The 21,734-nt window shown below is 67.3% G+C and carries 19 protein-coding genes and 1 pseudogene; 8 read left to right on the top strand and 12 right to left on the bottom strand.

Annotated elements, in window-relative coordinates:
* Positions 1-7 precede the first annotated feature (7 nt).
* The 3 genes from F5544_RS45465 to F5544_RS45455 all read left to right on the top strand — a co-directional run bounded on the left by F5544_RS45465 (position 8) and on the right by F5544_RS45455 (position 3,302).
* Complete coding sequence (locus F5544_RS45465) at positions 8-1,090, top strand: MCE family protein (protein ID WP_238847012.1); 1,083 nt, start codon at positions 8-10, stop codon at positions 1,088-1,090.
* Positions 1,087-2,268, top strand: a complete 1,182-nt coding sequence (locus tag F5544_RS45460) for an MlaD family protein (RefSeq protein ID WP_238847011.1) — start codon at positions 1,087-1,089, stop codon at positions 2,266-2,268. Before F5544_RS45465 ends, F5544_RS45460 begins: the two co-directional genes overlap by 4 nt.
* Before the next feature lie 131 nt (positions 2,269-2,399).
* Positions 2,400-3,302, top strand: a complete 903-nt coding sequence (locus F5544_RS45455) for a hypothetical protein (protein WP_167478835.1) — start codon at positions 2,400-2,402, stop codon at positions 3,300-3,302.
* A 315-nt stretch (positions 3,303-3,617) separates the two neighbouring features.
* Here F5544_RS45455 and F5544_RS46110 read toward each other — a convergent pair.
* From F5544_RS46110 to F5544_RS45410, 10 genes and pseudogenes are all read right to left on the bottom strand, one after another.
* Positions 3,618-4,091, bottom strand: a pseudogene (locus F5544_RS46110) (ribonuclease H family protein); the annotation flags it as partial.
* 10 nt (positions 4,092-4,101) lie between these two features.
* Positions 4,102-4,572 (bottom strand): SRPBCC family protein, encoded by a 471-nt coding sequence (locus F5544_RS45445; protein ID WP_167478833.1) that lies wholly within the window; start codon positions 4,570-4,572, stop codon positions 4,102-4,104.
* Between the two features lie 183 nt (positions 4,573-4,755).
* Positions 4,756-5,946 (bottom strand): L-2-hydroxyglutarate oxidase, encoded by a 1,191-nt coding sequence (gene lhgO / locus F5544_RS45440; protein ID WP_167478832.1) that lies wholly within the window; start codon positions 5,944-5,946, stop codon positions 4,756-4,758.
* Positions 5,947-5,963: 17 nt separating this feature from the next.
* Entirely contained in the window at positions 5,964-6,602 is a 639-nt protein-coding gene (locus tag F5544_RS45435) for a hypothetical protein (RefSeq protein WP_167478831.1), read from the bottom strand.
* A gap of 448 nt (positions 6,603-7,050) precedes the next feature.
* Positions 7,051-7,842 carry a TIGR03084 family metal-binding protein gene (locus F5544_RS45430; protein ID WP_167478830.1) on the bottom strand — a complete coding sequence of 264 codons (792 nt, stop codon included), beginning with the start codon at positions 7,840-7,842 and terminating at the stop codon, positions 7,051-7,053.
* A gap of 101 nt (positions 7,843-7,943) precedes the next feature.
* Positions 7,944-9,299: a hypothetical protein gene (locus tag F5544_RS45425; protein ID WP_167478829.1), complete on the bottom strand. Its 1,356-nt coding sequence runs from the start codon at positions 9,297-9,299 to the stop codon at positions 7,944-7,946.
* A gap of 87 nt (positions 9,300-9,386) precedes the next feature.
* Complete coding sequence (locus tag F5544_RS45420; RefSeq protein WP_167478828.1) at positions 9,387-10,454, bottom strand: PrsW family intramembrane metalloprotease; 1,068 nt, start codon at positions 10,452-10,454, stop codon at positions 9,387-9,389.
* Positions 10,451-10,969, bottom strand: a complete 519-nt coding sequence (locus tag F5544_RS45415) for a hypothetical protein (protein ID WP_167478827.1) — start codon at positions 10,967-10,969, stop codon at positions 10,451-10,453. The genes F5544_RS45420 and F5544_RS45415 overlap by 4 nt, the downstream gene beginning before the upstream one ends.
* A gap of 57 nt (positions 10,970-11,026) precedes the next feature.
* Complete coding sequence (locus tag F5544_RS47260) at positions 11,027-11,161, bottom strand: nuclear transport factor 2 family protein (protein WP_275106999.1); 135 nt, start codon at positions 11,159-11,161, stop codon at positions 11,027-11,029.
* A gap of 10 nt (positions 11,162-11,171) precedes the next feature.
* Positions 11,172-11,927, bottom strand: a complete 756-nt coding sequence (locus F5544_RS45410) for an SDR family oxidoreductase (RefSeq protein WP_167478826.1) — start codon at positions 11,925-11,927, stop codon at positions 11,172-11,174.
* Between the two features lie 186 nt (positions 11,928-12,113).
* On the opposite strand from F5544_RS45410, the gene lon reads away from it, so the two are divergent.
* Complete coding sequence (gene lon / locus F5544_RS45405; RefSeq protein ID WP_275106998.1) at positions 12,114-14,525, top strand: endopeptidase La; 2,412 nt, start codon at positions 12,114-12,116, stop codon at positions 14,523-14,525.
* Between the two features lie 146 nt (positions 14,526-14,671).
* The gene (locus tag F5544_RS45400) at positions 14,672-16,270 is read left to right on the top strand and encodes an FAD-dependent monooxygenase (protein ID WP_167478825.1); all 1,599 of its coding nucleotides are present in this window, start codon (positions 14,672-14,674) and stop codon (positions 16,268-16,270) included.
* A 48-nt stretch (positions 16,271-16,318) separates the two neighbouring features.
* Here the strand turns inward: F5544_RS45400 and F5544_RS45395 are convergent, their stop codons facing one another.
* Positions 16,319-16,927 (bottom strand): DUF1707 SHOCT-like domain-containing protein, encoded by a 609-nt coding sequence (locus tag F5544_RS45395; protein WP_167478824.1) that lies wholly within the window; start codon positions 16,925-16,927, stop codon positions 16,319-16,321.
* Positions 16,928-17,035: 108 nt separating this feature from the next.
* On the opposite strand from F5544_RS45395, the gene F5544_RS45390 reads away from it, so the two are divergent.
* Positions 17,036-18,100 (top strand): DNA polymerase IV, encoded by a 1,065-nt coding sequence (locus F5544_RS45390; protein WP_167478823.1) that lies wholly within the window; start codon positions 17,036-17,038, stop codon positions 18,098-18,100.
* Between the two features lie 52 nt (positions 18,101-18,152).
* A complete protein-coding gene (locus F5544_RS45385; protein WP_167478822.1) occupies positions 18,153-19,148 on the top strand; it encodes an acryloyl-CoA reductase in 996 nt (331 codons plus the stop codon).
* Between the two features lie 201 nt (positions 19,149-19,349).
* On the opposite strand, the gene F5544_RS45380 is transcribed toward F5544_RS45385, so the two are convergent.
* The gene (locus tag F5544_RS45380) at positions 19,350-20,879 is read right to left on the bottom strand and encodes an MFS transporter (protein WP_167478821.1); all 1,530 of its coding nucleotides are present in this window, start codon (positions 20,877-20,879) and stop codon (positions 19,350-19,352) included.
* 126 nt (positions 20,880-21,005) lie between these two features.
* On the opposite strand from F5544_RS45380, the gene F5544_RS45375 reads away from it, so the two are divergent.
* Positions 21,006-21,731, top strand: coding sequence for a TetR/AcrR family transcriptional regulator (locus tag F5544_RS45375; protein WP_238847010.1), 726 nt, complete (start codon positions 21,006-21,008; stop codon positions 21,729-21,731).
* Positions 21,732-21,734: the final 3 nt, after the last annotated feature.

Raw genomic sequence — 21,734 nt, 5'->3', positions numbered from 1 at the left:
ACGCCGAATGAGCAAGGTTCGTCGCACGGTGCTCGCGGCCACCGCGGTGGCCACGGTTGGCGTCACCTCGGGCTGCGGCCTCACGGTGGACAAGATTCCGCTGCCCAAACCGGGTCTGTCGGGCGAAACCTACACGGTGACAGCGGAATTCGACAACGCGCTGAACCTGCCGGAGCAGGCGAAGGTCAAGATCGGCGGCTCCGATGTCGGGGTGGTCTCGAATATCCGGACCAAGAATTTCAAGGCCATCGTCGATCTGACCATCCGCAAGGACATCGAACTGCCCAAGGGCAGCAGCGCCGAACTGCGGCAGGCCACCCCGCTCGGTGACGTCTTCGTCGCGGTGTCGAAGCCGAAGACCGAGCCGGGCGCCGCCATGCTGAAAAACGGCGACAAGATCGAGCAGACGTCGGCGGGCGCGACCGTCGAGCAGCTGCTGATCTCGATCTCCATGCTGTTCAACGGCGGTGGCATCGCCAGCCTCAGCAAGCTCACCTCGGAGCTGGATTCGATCGTCGGCGGGCGCGGTGATCAGCTCGCCCATCTGCTCACCCAAATGACCAGTGTGGTCAGCAATTTGAATGCAAACTCGGCCCGGGTCGACGCGGTGCTCGGTGAATTCAACGGTTTCGCCGACACCATCGAATCGCGGCGCAACGAACTCGGCCAGGTGGCCGATACGCTGCCGCAGATGATCGGCGCGGTGGCCGAGAACAACAGGGCGCTCGGCGATCTGCTGCAGAAGGTGTCGAAAACCAGTGCGGCACTGGGTGATTACGCGGACACCTCCAGCCAGCAGCTGGCCGGCCTGCTCGACAACACCAAAGCGCTGATGGACGCGCTCAGCCGGACCGGCGATCAGTTCGGTGTGCTGCTCGATCGCCTGCACACCATCCGGCCCAAGGTGGACGCGACCTTCCGCGGCAGCGGTTTCGCGGTCTTCGCCTACGCGACCAACCTGGATCTCAGCGCGCTGACCGATCCGCAGCACGGCAAGCTGCAGGATCTCAACGATCTGCAGGATTTCGCGGGCAGCCTGATCCAGGTGCTGCAGATAGTGCAGCAGCGGGTGCAAGGAGGCCATCGGTGACCCGACTGCGGAAACTGTTGCGCAGCAAGATCTTTCTGTCCAACCTGGGCCTGGCGCTGGTGCTCGTCATCGGCGCGTCGTATCTGATGGTGAGCGTCATGCGGGTGAACCCGCTGAAGTCCACCTACGACGTGACGATAAATCTGGACCGCTCCGGCGGCCTGCAGCCGGGTAACGATGTGACCCTGCGCGGTTACCGCATCGGCAAGGTCACCTCGATCAAGCTCACCGATCGGGGGCAGTCCATTTCGGCGGTCGCGCAGATCGAGAGCAAGTACCGGATTCCGGTGGATTCCGATATTTCGGTGCAGGCGCTGTCGGGCGCGGGTGAGCAGTACATCGATTTCCGCCCGGGCACCGACCAATCGCCGTATCTGAACGACGGTTCCGTGGTGCGCTTCGATCCGAGCAAGATCAAGACGCCGACCCCGGTGTGGTCGGTGCTGGACAATTCCAGCGCGCTGATCGCCCAGATCGATCCGCAGAAGTTCAGCGTCATCCTCAACGAGCTGGATACCGCGCTCAGCGGCGGCCCGGATCAGCTGCGCGGCCTGGTGAACGGAATCAGCCTGGCCTCAGCGGGTTTCGACAATTTGCTGCCGCAGACGACCAATCTGATCGCGAACCTGCGCACCATCACCGAGACCACCACGCACGCCCAACCCGATCTGGAAACCCTCACCCGGAATTCGGGTGCGCTGTTCCAGCAGTTCAACAATGCCAATCAGGAATTGCAGGCGGTGCTGGAGAAGGCGCCCGGTCAGCTGAAGAGTCTCGGCGCGGTGCTGGACAAGACCGCCGACCCGATCACCAGCCTCGCCGCCAATTTCGCGGCGATGACCAGGGCGGCACAGCTGCGCACGCCCGCGCTGCGGGCGCTGTTCCCCTCGCTGGCGCTAGGTGCCGATGCGCTCGGTGTGCCCGCATGGGACGGTGAATTCCACACGATCATCGACATCTGGATGCGGCCCTTCTGCCAGTACACCAACGCGAAACCGATGGCCCCCGAGGTGGTGCAGGACGGCAGCCTGCCCAAGTGGAACTACTGTGACAACCCGCCGCCTGGTCAGGAGATCCGCGGCGCGGCCAATGCACCGCGGCCCGACGTGCCGAACAATGGCGCGCATATGCCGCCGGGTGTGGATCCGAACGAACGGACCCTGCCCCCGGTGCGGTGAGTCGTACCCGGTCCGGCGGTGACACCGCAGGTCCGGGCATACTCGCCGGTGGAACGCGAACCGGCTCGACCCCAGCGAGCCGGTCAGCCGATCGGCGCGCCCGCGCGCCGGGAAAGTGCAGGAACATATCGATGTCTACCGACGACGCCGCGACCGGCAAGGATACCGCGATCACCGAGGACACCGAGCACGAGAAGGATACCGACGCCGCGGCGCAGTCGGATGATGCCGCGGGCGAAAAGGACGCTGCCGCAGCGAAAGCCGAGGACACCGCCGCGAAGTCGAAGGCCGAAGCCGAGGATTCCGCTGCGGAGTCGAAGGCCGAGAAGTCCGACGCCGCGGATAAAAAGGGCAAGGTGAAGCCGGACAAGAAGCGCGCCGAGCCGAAATCGGATGCCGCACCGGCCAGGTCGAACACCATGGCCGTCGTCGCCGCATTCGTCGCCGGTGTGCTGCTGGTCGGTGCGATCACCGCGGTGGTGGTGTTCTATCTGCAGGCCAAGGACCGCAGCGATAAATTGGCCGCCCGCGACGACGCGACATCCGCGGGTTGCGCATTCGGCCGGGATATCGCCACCTACGACTACTCGAAGGATCTCGACGGCTGGATCAACAAGATCAAGTCCGAATCCTCCGGCGAATTCCTTTCCCAGTACGGCGATGCGGCGAAGCTGCTCAAGGACGCCATGGTGCAGGCGAAGGTGAAGTCGTGGTCCGATGACGTGCTGTGCGGTTACCAATCCGGCGACAAGGATTCGGGCAAGGTGCTCATTTCGCTGACCGAGTACCGCGCCAACTTCACCCAGCAGGGCAGCGCCCCGGAACGGGCGCTGCTGGTGCTGTCCGCGACCATGAAGCGCGACGGTGACAAGTGGTTGGTGGACAAGCTGGAGTCACCACAGCTGAAGGGTGCGAACGGCGGATTGCCGAGCGGTGTGCCGGTGCCGTCGGGACCGGATCAGGGGCAGCCGCAGCAGGGGCAGCCCGCGCCGAACCAACCGTCGAATCCGCCCGCGCCGCCGAAGGGCAACTGATAGTCAGAGGTAAACCCGCGACCTCCGGCGGTGGGCCGAGCCACCACCGCCGGAGGTCTTTCGGGCGGGCCACTACGGTCGCGCGACTCAGAACAGCGTGAGCGTCTGAGCCTGCGTGACCGTCTTCCCCGCGGCCCGCGAGCGCGCAGCGGGCTGCGCGCCCCCGTTCGAAGTCGAGACGGTTGTTTGCGTCGCCGCTGATTTCGACGCTGCCGATTTCGGTGCCGCGAATTCCGACACCGCCAGTTCCGACACCGTCAGTTCCGTCGCTGTCAGTTCCGACATTGCCAGATCCGACGTCAGTTCCGGCGCAGTCGGTTCCGGCGTTCCGACGGCTTCCGGCGCGATCGCAGCCGGATCCGCTGCCGCCTGGCGGGCGGCCTCCCCGGCCAGCGTGTCCGCCTGCTCGTTGAAGTAGTTGCCGACGTGTCCACGGACCCAGCGGAACCGGACCGGCCCGGGGCGCCCGGAGATGGCCCGATCAATCTGCTTGATGAGGTCGGCGTTCTTGACCGGCGCGCCCGCGGAGGTGCGCCAGCCGTTGAGCCGCCAGCTCGCGATCCACTCCGACGCGCATTTGATGGCGTAGAGCGAATCGCTTTCGATGAGCATGGGCTCCGCGCCGGGATGCGCGACGATGGCCTCCAATACCGCGCGTAATTCGGCGATTTGGTTGGTGCCGGAGGGTGCGCCGCCGCTGCGCGTCGCACCCTGGTGGTTCACCCAGGCCCAGCCGATGGCGCCGCCGGGATTGCGAAGGCAGGATCCGTCGGTGCTCACGATGATCATGGCAGGCACCCTACGCAATCCGACCGACAAGATCGGTACCGTGGAATTCCTCTATCTCCCTTCGCAATTGGGCTTCCGTACGACGCAGCGCCGATTTCGCGGCGGCATCGACCAATCCGGAGCAGAGCTTTCCGAAGAAGCCACGCGGTGCAGCGTACTCCGCCTCCGAGGTGAGCGCCGAGCGGCCGTAGCCGAGCGGATCGAAGCGCAGGGTGAGGGTGCCGTGCAGCCTGCCGCGCAGGGTGTAGCCGAGCACCGCGTTGCGCCGGTATTCGGTGATCTCGCATTCGAATACCTGGCGCCACAGGCCGATTCGCGCGGTGGCGGTGAAGGTGGCGCCGGGCCCGCTGTCGACCTCGCCGGTGGGTTCGAAGCCGACGATGCCGAACATCCAGTCCGGGACGAACAGGTGGTTGTCGGCGTAACCGAACGCCACCTCGACCGGTGCTCCGACGTCACTCGCAAACTTGATGTGGCCCATCGGCCCCTCCTGATATGCGGCATTCGCGGTGCCTGTGACGCAAACTGCCGCATCCGGCCCGTCGCTGGTGCCGCGTCGCCGCGGCTGCGGACAAAAGTACTACAGCTCTCCTCTTTATTGGAGCGTTGCCCGGAAATTTGGTGAACAGGATTTCCACATCACGACCGGGTGGTCGGTTGGTATTTACTGGTCGGTATCCAGTTGATCGACGATATGTTCGGCGATCGGCATCGCGGAGGTCGCCGCGGGCGACGGCGCGTTGAGCACATGTACCGAGCGCGGGGTGCGCTCGATCATGAAGTCGTGCACCAGGGTTCCGTCGCGCAGCACCGCCTGGGCGCGGATGCCCGCCTCGCGCGGCCGCAGATCGGCGACGGTGAGCTCCGGGCAGTAGCGACGGCACTCGGCCAGATAGCCGCGTTTGAAGAGCGAATTGCGCAACTCGCGCAGGCCGGTTCGCGCGTAGCGGCGGGCCACCCGGTGCATACCAGGGAAGCCGAGCACCTCGCGCGCGTCCCCGGCATCGAAACTGCCCTTCCGGTAACCCTCCCTGGACAGCCCGAGCACGGCATTCGGGCCGACGGTCAATTCGCCGTCGATGGTCGGGCTCAGGTGCACGCCGAGGAAGGGCAGGCTCGGGTCCGGAATCGGATAGATCAGGGTGCGCACCAATTCCGCATGCGCGGCGGGCAATTGGTAGTACTCGCCGCGGAACGGGACGATACGGAAATCGGTGCGCACGCCCGCCAGCCGGGCCAGCCGATCGGCCTGTAGACCGCCGCAGACCACCAGCCGCTTCGCGGTCCAGCCGCCGGTGGGCCCGGAAACCGTTACCACGGAATCGGTTTCGGTGATGGCGGTGATTTCGGCGGACAGCTCGACGCGGCCGCCTCCGGCGCGCACCTCGTCGGCCATCGCCGATGTCACCCGGCGATAGTCGATGATGCCGGTGTCCGGCACGAAAAGCGCGCCGACTCCGGTGATGTGCGGTTCGCGGCGCACCAGCTCCGGCGCGTCGATCAGCTCGACCTCGACGCCGTTGGTCACCGACCGCTCATACAGCGCGAGCATCCGCCGCTGCTCCGCGGAATCGGTTGCGACCAGCAGCTTTCCGCAGCTGCGGAAGGGAATGTCGTGCGCGGCCGCGAATTCCTTGGTCAGCGCGGCGCCGCGGCGGCACAGCCGCGCCTTCAGACTGCCCGGCTCGTAATAGATTCCGGAATGGATGACCCCGCTGTTGTGTCCGGTCTGATGTCCGGCCAGCCGCCCGCCCTTCTCCAGCAACACCAGTTCCGCCCCTGGATGGCGCTGCAGAATCCGCCGCGCGGTCGCGACCCCGACGATCCCCCCGCCGATGACGCAGTAGTCGTACATGCTCTCGGACAGTACTTCTACGCCAGGGCGCGCGCGGTATCTCCGTGCGGCCGAGTCAGGCACAGGTTTTGTTCACCGATGGCCGGATCGGAGACCGTCAGCAGCACAACACCTCTGCCGGTGTCGATTTCGGTGCGCACCTTCGTGATTCCATCCGGTGCCACGCCGAGGCGCTGCCGGACCTGGTTCGGCAGCAACATCTCGGACAGGACGGTGAAGGCGTTGGTGTCGACCGTGACGCCGTACGAGCCGGTGCGCGGCGGATCCAGCTGCGCGCCGACGAAGGCCGCCCCGAGACCGAGCCGCCCACCCGTCCGTGGCGCGGGCGAATCGGCTTGCGATACAGTCGGTTTCGCCACTTCGGTCGATAACGGACCGGCGGGCGGCGGCAATTGGTGCCGTTCGCTGGTGAGCACCGTCTCGATACGCACCGGGCCGGTGACGATGTCCTCGCGCGGCGTCGGGGTGGCCGGTGCGGCGTGTGCGCCGGACAGACCGCCGGTCGAGGTCATCTGATTGGCGACATACGCGCCGGCGACGACGGTGAGGGTGAGGCTGGCCGCTCCGGCGAGCACGATCGCGGTGTGCCGCGCGATCTGGCCCGGCGTCGTGGAGCGCTTCGATGCGGGGTGGTGGGCGGGTCTGGTTGCCGACACGATACGTTCTCTCCTTCCGCCGGTCGGCGGCGTCCAGGTGAGGTGTGTCGACGCCGCGGATCAGAATATGGCGGCCCGCGTCGTTGAAAGCCGTACGCTCGTCCAGGTTACGGTGCCCCAGGTGAACAGGCGGTAGCCGTGCGGTCAAGATCACGTTTGGCCCGGCACGATGCCGCATCGCTTCTAATGCCGAGGGTCGTTCATGTTTCCGTGCGTCGACAACGGGGTAAAACATTTTTTAGTCGGCGAGCGCCATTCTCGACTGCCACATCGAGACACCCCGGCCAACGGCGTCCGGCCGTCGACACGAACGGCGCACCCAAGTGTGGCGCTCGCCGGCGTCCAAAATAGTTCCGCGTGCAGGAGAAATCGTGTGCGCGGCGGCGATTCGCCGCCGCGAGTCGGGGTGTCGCGATCGGCCCCCCGCAGGGCCGGAGCCTCGGGCGGGTCAGTTGAACTGGCCCGCCTTTCGGCCGTTACCGGCAGGTCCGGCGAAAGCCTGTGCGATGGTGAGCCATCCGGCCGCATCCGGGCCGATCGTCCGCAGTGCCAGATCGTCGCGATGCCTGCGCTGGGTGACCAGCAGGCAGAAATCCACCGCCGGACCGCTCACCCGCTGTTCGGCGTCCTCGGGACCCCAGGTCCATACCCCGCCGTCGGGTGCGGTCAGCTCAACCCGGAATTCCGTTGCCGGAGCGGACTTTCCGTGTACCGAGTAGGCAAAGTTCCTGGTGCGCACGCCGATATGGGCGACGGTGCGCAGTCGCGCCGTCGGGATGCGGTCGACGCCGAGGGCGTCGGCGACATCCTGTCCGTGCGCCCAGGTCTCCATGATGCGGGCGCTGATCATCGAGGCGGTGCTCATCGGCGGGCCGAACCACGGCAGTTTGGTTCCGGCCGGAACCGCGCGCAGCGCCGCGACCAGTCCGGTCCGCCCGGCGCGCCAGCGCGCGAGCAGTTCGGCGGGTGCGGTGGCGGCGGCTTCGTCGGCTCCTTCGTCGACGAAGGTCAGCGCGCGCGGCGCGGCGGCGGCGAGCAGCTCCGCGAAGGCATCGGCGTCGGTGGCCGCGATCGTCGCGACCTCGTCGGTCCAGGCCAGATGGCCGATCTGATGGGCGATGGTCCAGCCGGGCGCCGGTGTCGGGCGGGCCCATTCGCCCGGGTCCAGCGGGGCGACCAGGCGCTCCAGATCCGCGCATTCGGCGGTGAAATCGCTGAGCAGAGCGTCGAGGTCGGCCATTTGATCCCTGTCTTCCCGCGGGCGACGAGCCGAACGCGGCTCGCGGTCCAGCATCGCAATCGGCCGAAAGAAATGCAAGCACGCATGCTTGTTTTACCGGTTCACCAGCCGAAGGCGATCAGGTGCGCCGCCCCGACCGCCAGCCCGAGCACCGCACCGTGCAGGTAGAGCAGCCAGGCATCCTGCTCGACCGAGGCGTAGAACATCTCCATGAACTCCCCCGGGCTCAACTGCTGCAGCTTGCGCGCGGCGAATTCATCGATCTTCTTGGCCTGTTCCAGCGCGAAGGCCTGATCCTCCACCAGACTCGGGGCCAGGCTCACCGCCGCACCCGCCGCACCCACCTTCAGGTTGTCGAACTGGCGCCGCCCGAACGCGGCCCGCACCACCGAGGTGGTCGGCCCGAGCTGACGGTGGATCTCCGCCGAGATGAGCCGCTCCAGCAGCTGAAAAGTCTTGTCCCCGTTGGGGCCTTCCAATAGTTCGGTGGCCAGATTGGGCAGTGTGAGCACCTGGTAGGCCAGGATCTTCGCGAGATCGCTCGCGGCCTGCGGTTGCCGTTTGGCCAGCAGCGCCTGCCGCCACAGATATCGGTAGCGCGGCTGCGGATCGCCCGGTTCGAACACCATCTTGATCGCGATCACGTTCACCAGCACCCCGATCGCCGCCGCACTGGCCAGCACTATGATCCAGCCGGGCAGCCAGCCGAATACCGGAATGCTGTGGTGCACATTCATATACAGCGCGAGCAGCAGGCCGAACGGCGCGCCGAGCAGGCCGACGCGGACCATGAAACGCAGCTCCGGCGCCGCGATGCTGGTGGTGAGATCCTTGAGGATGTCCGGGTTGGCCCGTAGATAGCGGATGACGAAGCTTTTGATGTCGATCAGCTGATCGACATTGTCGCCGAGCGATTGGAAGGCGTTGCGGCACAGCGTCGGCAGCTCCCGCTCCACCCGCTGATAGATGATCTGCTGAATGGTGCGCGGAACACCCCGCCACAGATCCGGATTCTCCCGCAGCATCAGCTCGTTGACCAGCGGCTGTACTTCCTTGCGGGCCAGCACCGCGATGTAGTCGGCGACGGCCTCCAGATCCAGTTCGTGGATGAAATCCTTCGGGTTGCCGATCCGCATCAGCGCCTTGTCCACACAGATGCTGGCCATCTTCTCGGCGCGCGCCGGAATGAAGCCCTGGAAGCCGATCTGCTTGCCGTCGCCGGAGAACGTCGGCAGCACCTGCACCCGGCGCGGCAGGTACGGATACAGCACCGCGAGTCCCGGAATGCGGATGCCGCGGAACCGGACCGGCCAGAACAGCATCAGCACACCGGTCCAGTTGGTCAGCCATCCGGCGAGCGCGCTGAAGACCGGGAAGGTGATCAGATCGACCACCAGCTTCGGCTGGCCGGTCAGCTGCTCCCAATCGATGAGCACACCGGCCGAAAGTGTGGTCATCGCTGGATTCTCCCCTAGTCCGAAACCGACGTGACCGTCGGTATGAGATAGCTGCGGCCCCACATTCTCATTGCCCTCTCCGAGGTGTCAACGCGTCGCGGGCCAGCCGCCCGCGGCGACGAGCCGGTCGACCGGTTCGGTGCCGAGACGCTGCATCCGCTCCAGCAGCCCACGCTGCCCTTCGATCAGTTGGCGATTCGAATAACCCTGTGCCCGAAGGGGTTTGCGGGCGGCGCGCCGGCTGCGACGGGTGATCAGCGTGGCCAGCTGCTCCGGCGTCGCGATACCGCGGGCGGCGGCTATCGGAATCATCGAACGGAACCACTCCCGTTCCCCGCGCAGCACCCAGGCGTATACGGCCGCGAAGAACACGACGTAGACGACCAGCTTGAGCCCGATGCCGAGGTATTCGATGTGCGCGGTATCCGGTGCGTCCCAACCGAAGTGCAGCGCGCACCCCATCGAATAGAAGACCGCGAATACGCCGAGCCTGCGCGTCATCGACCAGTCCCGCCGCGCCACCGCGACGACGATGCCGATACCGGCCAGCGCGGTGAACATCCAGTGCGATGCGATACCCGCGACGAGCCGGACCGCCCCGACCAGGATGGCGGGCGTCGCACCGCCCTGCGCCGAGGTCAAGCCCGCGTTGGCCTCGTAGATCAGATCCTCAACCACTTGGAAGCCGAGCCCGACACAGCCGCCGAGCAGCAGCCCGTGCATCGGCCGGACGAATATCCACCGCCCGAGCCAGGCGACGGTGAATACGCCGATGCCCTTGATGCCCTCCTCGACGATGGTCGCGGAGATCGGCGCCTGCCAGTCGTTGGCGAAATCGTCGCCCGCGATGTTCTGCACCACCCGCATCAGGTGGTCGTTGCCGAACAGTGCGATACCGGGCCCGGCCATCGCGCCCCACAGGAAGCCGAACCGCAGGCCGGTGCGCAGCACATGCCGCGCCCGCAGACTGTCCAGCCGGATGATGACCCAGCCGAAGATCACCAGGGTGGCCAGCGTGAAGGGCAAGCCGACCAGCACCTCCGACGCCGTCAGCGCGAAGACGCCGAGCAACTGCAGCACCAGACCGGCCCAGCCGACGCAGACGATCAGGAAATACACCCAGAACAGCGCCGAACTCGGCTGAAACCACCTCATGACGCCACCTGCACGCTCTGCACGATCGGCAGCAGTTCCGGCAGCCGCGCGCCGCCGCCCGCGAGCGCGATGCTCACCACCAGGTTGTCCTTCCCGATCACCGCGCACACTCCGGATGCGGTGGCGGCCCGGCAGGTGAGCCCGTGGAATCCGGCCGGGTTGCCGATCTCGCCGCCGTCGAATACCGCGTCGAAGGCCTGTAGTCCCAACACTTTTCGCCGCCACTCGAGTGCGGCGGGCAGATCGGTGACGCCATTGGCCACCGTCACCAGCAGTACCGAACCGTCGGGCGCGTCCAGCAGTGCGGTGGTCTGGTCCCCGGTGGGCCTGCGCGACCACCCGTTCACGCCGGTGAAGCCGACCGTATCGGGCGAATCGCCAGGCGCGGTCACCTCGATCCGCTCGGCGCCGACCGGCGTCTGCTTCGTCGGCACGTTCGCCGAGATCACGACGGGTCCGCCGATCAACACCGCAGTCGCCGCGAGCACCAGCCCCGCCTGCCGCCAATCACGCATAACGCCCATCTTGGGGCCGCGCCGTCCAAAGTGCCCGATATGACTCGCGGTGCCGCCTCAGAACATGGAGTTGTCGTCGGCGGCCGTCTCGGGGATCTCCTGTCCGACATCCCAGTGCTCGACGATTCTGCCGTCGGCGATCCGGAAGATGTCCATGATCGCGCTGCCTCGGTCGCCGGGCGCGAACGTCATATGACGTGGTTCACCAGGGAATGACGGTCTCCGCCGGCCCGTCGGCGCCGAGGAATGCTCCGGTCGGTCCGTCGGCGTCCAGCAGGGCCAGCCGCACCGGCACCGCCGCGGCCTGTTCGGCGGTGAGGACGCCGCGGCTGAACGGTGAATCGGCATTGAGGTCGGTCGCCGCCAGGCCTGGATTCGCCGAGTTCACCTTGGCCCCCGAGGCGCGCAGTGCATTGGCGTACAGCACCGTGACGGCGTTCAACGCGGCCTTGGACGAGCTGTAGGCCAGCAGACCCCGCGTGGAGATCGGGTTGTCCGGGTCACTGAGCAGCGTCAGCGACCCGAGTGGGCTGGACATGTTCACGATGCGAGCCGCGGCCGAGCGCCGCAGTAGTGGCAGGAAGGCGTTGGTCACCGTCACGACGCCGAATACATTCGTATCGAAGGCGGTGCGCAGCTGCTCGGCGGTGATCTCGCTGACGGGGATCCCCCACTCCACCACCACGCCCGCATTGTTGACCAGCACATCGAGCCTGCCGAAATCGCCCGCCACCTGCTCGGCGGCCACCCCGACCGACGACGGATCGGTCACATCGAGTCGGAGGACGCGCACATCCAATCCGTCCGCCACCAATTTCTCGGCCGCCGTCGACCCGCGCTCCACATCTCGCGCACCCAGATAAACGGTGAGTCCCGCAGCCGCCAATTGCCGCACGATCTGGTAGCCGATCCCTTTGTTCCCGCCGGTTACCACCGCGATTTTGCCTCGGTTGTCCATCAATTCCTCCTGTCCTCCGCACCAGCCTGGCAGTGCCGATAGGCACCCTGAGGTGCCCATCGAACCTCGGCGGGAGGTGGGTGATTCGCCCTCAGCGAACGTCGGACCAGGTGCGGAACAAACCGGAGGGGAGCGGGGTTGAGTAGGCATCGCTCAACTTTTGCGTACTGAAGAAGGGTCGAAGACGTGACTACACCACAGAACCTGCCGGTGCTGTTCCTGACCGATCCGATCGTGCTGCCGGGCATGGTCGTGCCCATCGAGCTGGACGAGGCCGCGCAGGCCGCGATCGACGCCGCGCGCGCCGCCAAGGAGGGCCAGGTTCTCATCGCGCCTCGGCTCGACGAGGGGTACGCCAGCTACGGCGTCGTCGCCACCATCGAACAGGTCGGCAGGATGCGCGGCGGCGCGCCCGCCGCCGTGCTGAAGGCCGAGCGCCGCGCGAAGATCGGACACGGGGTCACCGGACCCGGCGCCGCCCTCTGGGTCGAGGCCGAACCGGTCGATACACCCGCCCCCGACGGCCGGACCAGGGAACTCGCCGCCGAATACAAGAAGCTGGTGGTCTCGGTGCTGCAGCGCCGCGAGGCGTGGCAGATCATCGACGCGGTCAACCAGCTGACCGATCCGTCGGCCATCGCCGACACCGCGGGCTACGCCAGCTACCTGACGCCGGAACAGAAGCGTGAACTGCTCGAAACCCCGGATGTGGCAAAGCGTTTGACCACGCTGATCGACTGGACCAAGGCGCATATCGCCGAGGCCGAGGTCACCGAGAAGATCAGCGACGAGGTCCGCGAGAACGTGGAGAAGAGCCAGCGCGAATTCCTGTTGCGCCAGCAGCTCAACGCCATTCGCAAGGAACTCGGCGAGGGCGAGCCCGACGGCGCCGACGATTACCGGACCCGCGTCGAGCAGGCCGACCTGCCCGACAATGTCCGTCAGGCCGCGCTGCGCGAGGTGGACCGGCTGGAGCGCTCCAGCGACCAGAGCCCGGAATCCGGTTGGATCCGCACCTGGCTCGATACCGTGCTCGAGCTGCCGTGGAGCGTGAAAACCACCGACTCCACCGATGTTTCGGCCGCGCGGGCGGTGCTGGACGCCGACCACCACGGCCTGGACGAGGTCAAGGACCGGATGGTCGAATACCTGGCCGTGCGCGCCCGGCGGGCCCAGCGCGGCCTGGAGGTGGTGGGCGGTCGCGGCTCCGGCGCGGTGCTGGTGCTGGTCGGCCCGCCCGGTGTCGGCAAGACCTCGCTGGGTGAATCCGTGGCGCGGGCACTCGGCCGCAAGTTCGTTCGCGTCGCACTCGGCGGCGTGCGCGACGAGGCCGAGATCCGGGGTCACCGGCGCACCTATGTCGGTGCGCTGCCGGGCCGGATCGTGCGCGCCATGAAGGAGGCGGGATCGATGAATCCCGTTGTGCTGCTGGACGAGATCGACAAGGTCGGCTCCGATTTCCGCGGCGATCCCGCGGCGGCGCTGCTCGAGGTGCTGGATCCGGCGCAGAACCACACCTTCCGCGACCACTACCTGGATCTGGATCTCGACCTGTCCGATGTGCTGTTCATCGCGACCGCCAACGTCATGGAGACCATCCCCGGCCCGCTGCTGGACCGGATGGAGCTGATCACCGTGGACGGCTACACCGAGGCCGACAAGGTGGCCATCGCCCGCGACTTCCTGGTGCCGCGGCAGTTGGAGCGCAATGCCCTTACCGCCGAGGAGGTTTCGATCACCGAGGCGGCGCTGCGCGAGATCGCCGCGAACTACACCAGGGAAGCCGGTGTGCGGCAGATGGAGCGGCTGATAGCGAAGGCGCTGCGCAAGGCGGCCACCCGGCTGTCCGAGGGGCCGACGAAGGTCGACCTGGGCTACGACGCAGATCTGGGCTACGACCTGCCGAAGGTCGAATCCGGCTCGGCCGCAAGGCAACTGGAGATCGACGTGGCCGATCTGAAGGATTACCTCGGCCGTCCGCGGTTCACCCCGGATTCGGTGGAACGCACCGCGGTGCCCGGCGTCGCGACCGGCCTCGCGGTGACCGGCGCGGGCGGCGACGTCCTCTACATCGAGGCCAACGCCGCCGAGGGTGAGCGCTCGCTGACCCTGACCGGCCAGTTGGGCGACGTCATGAAGGAATCGGCGCAGATCGCGCTGACCTACGTGCGCTCACACCTGGAGGAGATCGGGATCGAACCGAAGGTGCTCGATCGCAATATCCACATCCACTTCCCGGCGGGCGCGGTGCCGAAGGACGGTCCGTCCGCGGGCGTCACCATGGTCACCGCCCTGGTGTCGCTGGCGCTGGGCAGGCAGGTGCGCGCGGATGTCGGCATGACCGGTGAGGTCACGCTGAACGGCCGGGTGCTGCCGATCGGCGGGGTGCAGCAGAAACTGCTCGCCGCCCAGCGCGCCGGGTTGAAGACCGTGTTCATCCCGGCCCGCAACGAGCCGGATCTGGACGAGGTCCCGGCGGATGTGCTTGCCGCACTGGATGTCCGGCCGGTCGCCGATGTGGCCGAGATCCTGGCGTACGCCATCGAGCCGGTGGCCGAACCGGCACTGGACGGTCCCGCCTTCGCGGCGACCGCCTGATCGGATCGCGAACGAGCCGTGCGTTGTCCTCGGACACGCACGGCTCGTTTGTTTATCCGCGTCTTGCTCGGCGTGGAGCGGACCGGGCCGGCAGGCCGACACCGCGATGCAAGAGTCGTGCAAGCGTCCGTACCGAAACTTGGCCCATGACAACAACCGAACGTGTCCCGGTGCTCGTGGTCGGGGGCGGCCTGGTCGGTATCTCGACCGCACTGTTCCTCGAATATCACGGCATCCCTTATCTTCTCGTCGAACGCAGGAACTCCGTGTCGGCGTTGCCCCGCGCCCGCGGCGTACACACCAGGACCAGCGAGATGTTCCGGCAGGTCGGTGTCGAGCGGCAGGTCGAGCAGGTTTCCGCGGGCGTGGTCAAGGCGGGCTCCTTCGGCGGAGCGAGCCGTGGCGCGACCCTGACCACCGCGACTCAGCTGGATCTCGGGCACCTGCGCCACGGCGTCGCGGGCGGCGTGGCGAGTCCGTCCAAGTTTTGCTTCGCCCCACAGGTGTCGCTCGAACCGGCGTTGGTCGAAACGGCCCGGGCCCGCGGTGGCGATCTGCGCTTCGGTACCGAGTTGATCGAATTCGATGCGGACACCACCGGTGTCACGGCCCGCGTGCGAGATGCCAAGGGCAAGAGGATCATTCGCGCCGATTACCTTATCGCCGCCGACGGCGCGAGCAGTCCGGTCCGGCAGACGCTCGGCATCGGCGGCTGGACGGTGGCGCCGACCGAGCATTACATCAATACCTTCGCGCGGGTCGACCTCACCGCGGTGCTCGGCGGAAAAACCTTCAGCCAGTGCGAAATTCGCAATGACACTGTGCGCTGCCTGGTGCTGGCGAAGAACAACACCGATGAATGGTCGTTCCATCTCGAATACGATCCAGATCGGGAAAGCATCGCCGACTACCCGGACACGCGCTGCGTCGAATTGATCCGCGCAGCCGTCGGCATCCCCGATATTCCAGTCGATGTTCTCGGCAAAGCGGCTTGGGACACTGGCGTTTTCGTCGCCGACGAATACCGCCGCGGCCGTATCTTCCTCGTGGGTGACGCGGCCCACCGGCACGCGCCGTGGGGCGGTTTCGGCGCGAACACCGGTATCGCCGACGCGCACAATCTGGTGTGGAAGCTCGCGGCCGTATGGTCCGGTGTCGCCGAGGACGCGCTGTTGGACAGCTACCAGACCGAACGCCGACCCCGTGCCGTCGTCGCCGTTGAACAGACAATGCGGAATGTGGATTTCGATGCCCGCTACGGCATCCGGACCGCTGACAATGCCGAAGCCTTCGCCGGGAAGCTGGATTTCGGCACCGTGCTGATGAAATACCGATACGAATCCACGGCCCTGTTCGGCGGCGAATCCGCCGGGCACGTCCCGGAATTGACCGGCCAGGTCGGCACCAGGGTGCCGCATATGTGGATCGACGCCGACGAGCAGGTCTCCACCGTCGACCTGCCCGGCCCCGGTTTCGGTCTGCTCATCGTGGGCACCTCGGCGCGCTGGCGCGATGCGGCGGCAAAAGCCCAGCGCGACACCGGAATCGACATCACCGTCGACGCGCTGCCCGCCGCGGAGTGGTCGGCGTGCACCGGGCTGCCGGAGGGCGGTGCGCTGCTGGTGCGCCCGGATATGTATGTCGCGGCGCGCTCGGACGCGGGTCTGGATCCGGCATCGCTCACCGAGGTGGTGCGCCGGATCACCGGCCGGGTCACCGCGGCCGATTACGCGGAGTCCGCGTGATCGTCGTGAGTTGTTGCCGCCGTTCGTGATCCGGCCACCGGCCGGTTATCAGGCCACCGGACGCGGGCGGCGCAGCAGCCACGCCCAGAACGACCGGCGCGGCGGGCGGGGATAGCGGGCCAGCACCGAACCCGAACCGACCTGGCCCTCGAATCGCAGCAGCGGCGCACCCGGCTGCCGCGGTTCGGTCACCTTGCTCTGCAGGTCGCCGCTGCGGACCTCGATTCGATCGAACTCGACCTGCCAGCCGCGCGGCATGATCAGCTGCACATGGCCCGACCCCACCTGGACCCGTACCGTCACCTCGGTGTGCGGGCAGAACGCCTCCGTGAAATCGAGTTTTATCGAGCCGGAACGGACTTCGAGGGTGATCTCGGACGGGACGATCCAGTTGCCGACCTTCTCCCGCGATCCGCTCCCGGTGCGCAGCTCCAGTGGTTCGGCCACCGGCACGGGCAGATCGGCGGTGACCGCGACGAGTTCGGTCGAGGTTCGCGCCGCGTATACCGCGACGAGCCGCTTATCCAGTTCGAACAGATCGATCCTGCCCTCCTCGACGGCGCGCTGCAGCTGGCGCGCGACCAGCTCGCGATCGGTATCGCCGATCAGATTCTGCGGAACCTGCGCCGGCAGCCGCGGTTCGAATGTGTCGGCCATGTGGACCTCCCCTCGCTCACTCTCTCCGGAATCGTACGGCTCGGCGGCGGTCGCGACCCGATGTCCGGAAGTCCCCAGGTTGTCACCGGTGTGCGGTAGGAACGACCTATGGCCCGTTGGCTGTTGCACGTCGATCTCGACCAGTTCCAGGCAGCGGTGGAATTCCGCCGTCATCCGGAGCTGCGCGGCCTGCCGGTCATCGTCGGCGGCAACGGCGACCCCACCGAGCCCCGCAAGGTGGTGACCTGCGCGTCCTATCCGGCAAGGGCCTACGGCGTGCGGGCCGGGATGGCGCTGCGCAGCGCACAGCGCAAATGTCCGGACGGCATCTTCCTGCCACTGGATATGACCACCTACGAGGAGGCGTCGGACGAGGTCATGTCGCTGCTGCGCACCTTCCCGGGCCGGGTCGAGGTCTGGGGCTGGGACGAAGCCTTCCTCGCCGCCGACACCGACGATCCGGAGGCGCTGGCCCGCGAAATCCGCGCCGCCATCGCCACATTGGAGCTCACCTGCGCCATCGGCATCGGGGACAACAAGCTCACCGCCAAGCTGGCCACCGGCTTCGCCAAGTCGTCGCACAAGGATTCGGCCGAGCCGAATATCGCCGCCGCACAGGGGATGTTCCGGCTCACCGCCGCCAACTGGTCGGAGGTGATGGCGCACCGGCCGACGAACGCGCTGTGGGGCATCGGCAGCCGGATCGCGGCCCGGCTCGCCGAACTCGGCATAAACACCGTCGCCGACCTGATGTCCGCCGATCGGCACCGTCTCGCCGCCGAATTCGGCCCGAACACGGGCCCGTATCTGTGGGTGCTCGGCCGCGGCAAGGGCGATACCGAGGTGACCGAGAAGCCGCGAATTCCGGTGGGCCGCAGCAAATCCGAGACCTTCCCACACGATCTCACCGACCGTGCCGAGATCCGCGCCCAGGTGGCTCGCCTGGCCACCGAGGTCGCCGAGGAGATGGCCGCCGCGGGCCGGATCCCGATGCGGGTCTCGGTGACCGTGCGCAGCAACACCTTCTACACCCGCAGCAAACAGGAGAAGCTGGCCGAGCCCACCACCGATGTGCCGACGATCGTGGCGGCGGCGCTGCGCATCGTCGACCGATTCGAGCTGGATCGGCCCGTGCGGCTGCTCGGCGTCCGGCTGGAGTTGGTGCCGCAGTAGCGCGCGTTTCATAGCCGCGCCGATCGCCCGCGCCGCTCGTATGCTCGAGTCCATGGAGTTCTTGGCGATGGTGGCACACGAATCGGACAGCGGGATCGTGCTGGCGCGCCAGCAGGTCGGTGCGGATTTCCTCGGACCTGGCGACGTCACGATCAAGGTGCACTACTCGAGCGCGAACTATAAGGACGCCCTCGCGATCACCCCGCGCGGTGGTGTGGTGCGCAAGTATCCGATCATTCCCGGCATCGACATCATCGGTGAGGTCTTCGCCACCGACGTCGACGATTTCGCGCCGGGCGATCTGGTGGTCGCGCACGGCTACGACATCGGGGTGTCGCACAACGGCGGCTTCGCCGAATACGCCAGGGTGCCCGCCGACTGGGTGGTCAAACTGGACACGCTCAACGCCAGGGACGCCGCCGCGCTGGGCACCGCGGGTTTCACCGCGGCGCTGAGCGTGCAGTCGCTGCTCGATCGCGGCCTCACCCCCGACGACGGGGCGGTCCTGGTCACCGGCGCGACCGGCGGTGTCGGCAGCGTCGCGGTGGATATTCTGTCCGGCCTCGGCTTCGAGGTGATCGCGTCGACCGGTAAGACCGACGCGGGCGATCTGCTCACCGAACTCGGCGCGAACGAGGTGATCGGCAGGCTGCCCGAGGATCCCGAGGCCAAGCTGCGTCCGCTCGGCAAGGCGCAGTGGGCCGCCGCGGTGGACAGCGTCGGCGGCAAGTCGCTGGCCTACATCCTGAGTTCGATCGGCTACGGCGGCGCGGTCGCCGTCAGCGGGCTCACCGGCGGCTCCGACCTGCCGACCACGGTTATGCCGTTCATCCTGCGCGGTGTCGCGCTGCTCGGCATCGATTCGGCGTACGTGCCGATCGACCGGCGCCGGGAGCTGTGGACCAAACTCGGCAAAGAGTATCGGCCGCAACATCTTTCGCGGTTGGAGAACTACGCGCCCATCACCGACGCGGAAAAGGTGCTGCGGGCCATCCAGGGTGGAACGCATTCGGGCCGAACGATTCTGGGTGTCGCGGGCGAATTCTGATCGGCGGGGTACGCACGACGACGCCTCGCTGACGCTCGGCTTTCGTCGTGCGTACCAGGCGTTGTTCCGAGATCGGGGGCGCTTCGCTTTCCCGATCTGCGTGGCGCGGCTCCTGGACCCGCCGACTCGAGGAATCGGCGGGTCGGTCGTGCGGTTCTGCTGCCCGCGCTCGCGATCGTCGGTGCGGGCGGCGGAGCGGTGTCACTCGGCAAGGGACAGTTCGGGTTCCGCCGCGGCCTCGGCTCCCTCCGGCGCGACGGGAGTCTTGCGATTGCGCATGACTAGTAGCGCGACCACCGCCCCCGCCAGAATGCCCGCCGCGCCCGCGTAGAAGCTGGCCGACATCGCCTGGGTGAAGGCGTCTCGGGCGGTGGCGACCAATCCGGAATCACCGGTCTGTGCGGCCACGGCCAGCGCGTCACCGATCGAGCGGCGCGCGGCCTCCGGTGCGGTGGCGGGCATGGTGTTGCCGAAGGTGCTGGACAGGACGCTGCCGAGCACCGCGATGCCGAGGGCGGCACCCGCCTGCTGGATGGTGTCGTTCAGCGCCGAGCCGACCCCGGCTTGTTCGGCGGGCACCGCGCTCATCAGCGTGGCGACGGCCGCGGGTTGGGCCAGTCCCGCCCCCGCCCCGAGCACCACCAGCGCGCACGCCACCAGCGGGAAGCCGCTGTCGGCGGACATAGTGGCCAGCAGGCAGAGTCCCGCGGTGGAAATCAGCATGCCGGTGACGGCCAGGGTGCGGTTGCCGATCTTGGTGCCGAGCCCAGCGCCCAGCGCGTTGCACAGGATGGAGGCCAGCAGCATCGGGATGAACGCCAGCCCGGCCTCGGTCGGCGAGTAGCCGAGCACGAACTGCAGGTATTGGGTCAGCACCAGCAGCAGACCGCCGTTGGCGACCTGCACCAGCGTCAGCGAGAGGCTGCCGCCGCTGAAATCCCGATTGCCGAACAGGCTCAGCGGCACCATCGGGTGCTCGACCCGCCGCTCCCACCACACGAAGGCGCCGAGGGCGGCGACGGCGACGGTCAGCGTGCTCAGTGTGCTCGCGTGGTCGAAGCCGCCCTTGGGGAATTCGATGATGGTCCACACCAGCGCGGTCATCCCGATCGCCGACAGCAGCGCGCCCGGCAGGTCGGGCTTGGTCCACGGCCCCTTGGATTCCGGCATCAGCAGCAGTGCGGCGACGATGGCCAGCGCGGCCACCGGAATGTTGATCAAAAAGGCCGCGCCCCACCAGAAGTGCGCGATCAGCACGCCGCCCAGTACCGGACCGCCGACCAGGCCGAGCACCGACGCGGCGCTCCAGCAGCTCATCGCCTTGCGGCGTTCCGCGTCGTCGAACACGGTGATCAGGATGGAGAGCGTGCTCGGCAGCACCAGCGCCCCACCGACACCCATCACCGCGCGGGCCGCGATCATCTCGATCGGGCTGGCGGCCAGCGTCGCGGCCAGTGAGGCGAGGCCGAACAGGGCCAGGCCGAGCACCATCACCCGCCGCCTGCCGAAGCGGTCGGCGAGGCTGCCCGCGGTGAGCAGGGCGCCCGCGAAGACCAGGATGTAGGAATCGAGGATCCACTGGATGTCCTGGGCGCTCGCGTGCAGGTCAGCGGCCAGCGGCGGGACCGCCACGGCCAGCACGAAATTGTCGATGACCAGGACGAGCGTGCTGAGGCACAGCACGATCAGGATCCACCAGCGCCTCGGATCGCGCGTTGCGGTCGTGTCCATCGGATAACTCTTCTCTCGCGGTGTTGCGTACAACGTTTCCGTGTTGCGAACACTGTACGCATAGATTTGAGACGTACGCAAGAGCGAACGACGTGCGCTATGCTTGCGGTAACGAAGGGAGATGCAGTGCCAACCGAAAAACCGGCGGTCAGCTCGGTCTGGACCCGCCCGCGCCGCGGCCGCGAACAACCCGCCCTGACCAGGGAGCACATCGTGGCCGAGGCGATCGGGCTACTCGATGCCGACGGTATGGACGCGCTGAGCATGCGCACCCTCGGCGCCCGGCTCAATGCCGGCGCCACCTCCCTGTACCGCCATGTGGCCAATCGCGATGAGCTCATCGAGCTGGTCGTCGACGAGGTGTACGGCGAGATCCGGGTGCCGAAGATCGGCAAGCGCGAGGAATGGCGCACGGCCACAACGGAATTCGCGGGCAGCCTGCGGGCGATGATGCTGCGTCATCCGTGGATGGCGATGACCCTCGGCCAGGTCGGTCTGTCCTATCTGGGGCCGAACTACATGCGGACGACCGATCAATCCGTCGCGCTGTTCGAGGTCGGCGGATTCGACACCGAGGAGGCGGGCGACGCCATCACCGCCCTGTGGAGCTACGTCATCGGTATGAGCATCACCGAGGCCGCATGGTTGACGGTGCTGAACCGCAGCGGCCAGACGGAGCGGGAGATGCTCGCCGAGCTGCGGCCCGTCGTCGAGGCGGCCACGAAAGACCTTCCGCGCGTTCAGGCTTCCAGTCCGCCCTCCGACTGGGAAGATCCAGAGCGGATCCGCGACCGCAAATTCGCCTACGGCCTGGACCGCATGCTCGACGGCCTGCAGACCCGCCGGGGATGACCG

Origin of the sequence: Nocardia arthritidis (assembly GCF_011801145.1) — a bacterium.
Classification (GTDB): domain Bacteria; phylum Actinomycetota; class Actinomycetes; order Mycobacteriales; family Mycobacteriaceae; genus Nocardia; species Nocardia arthritidis_A.
Note: the sequence above shows the minus strand (reverse complement) of the source record. Positions and strands in the feature narration are given on the sequence as shown.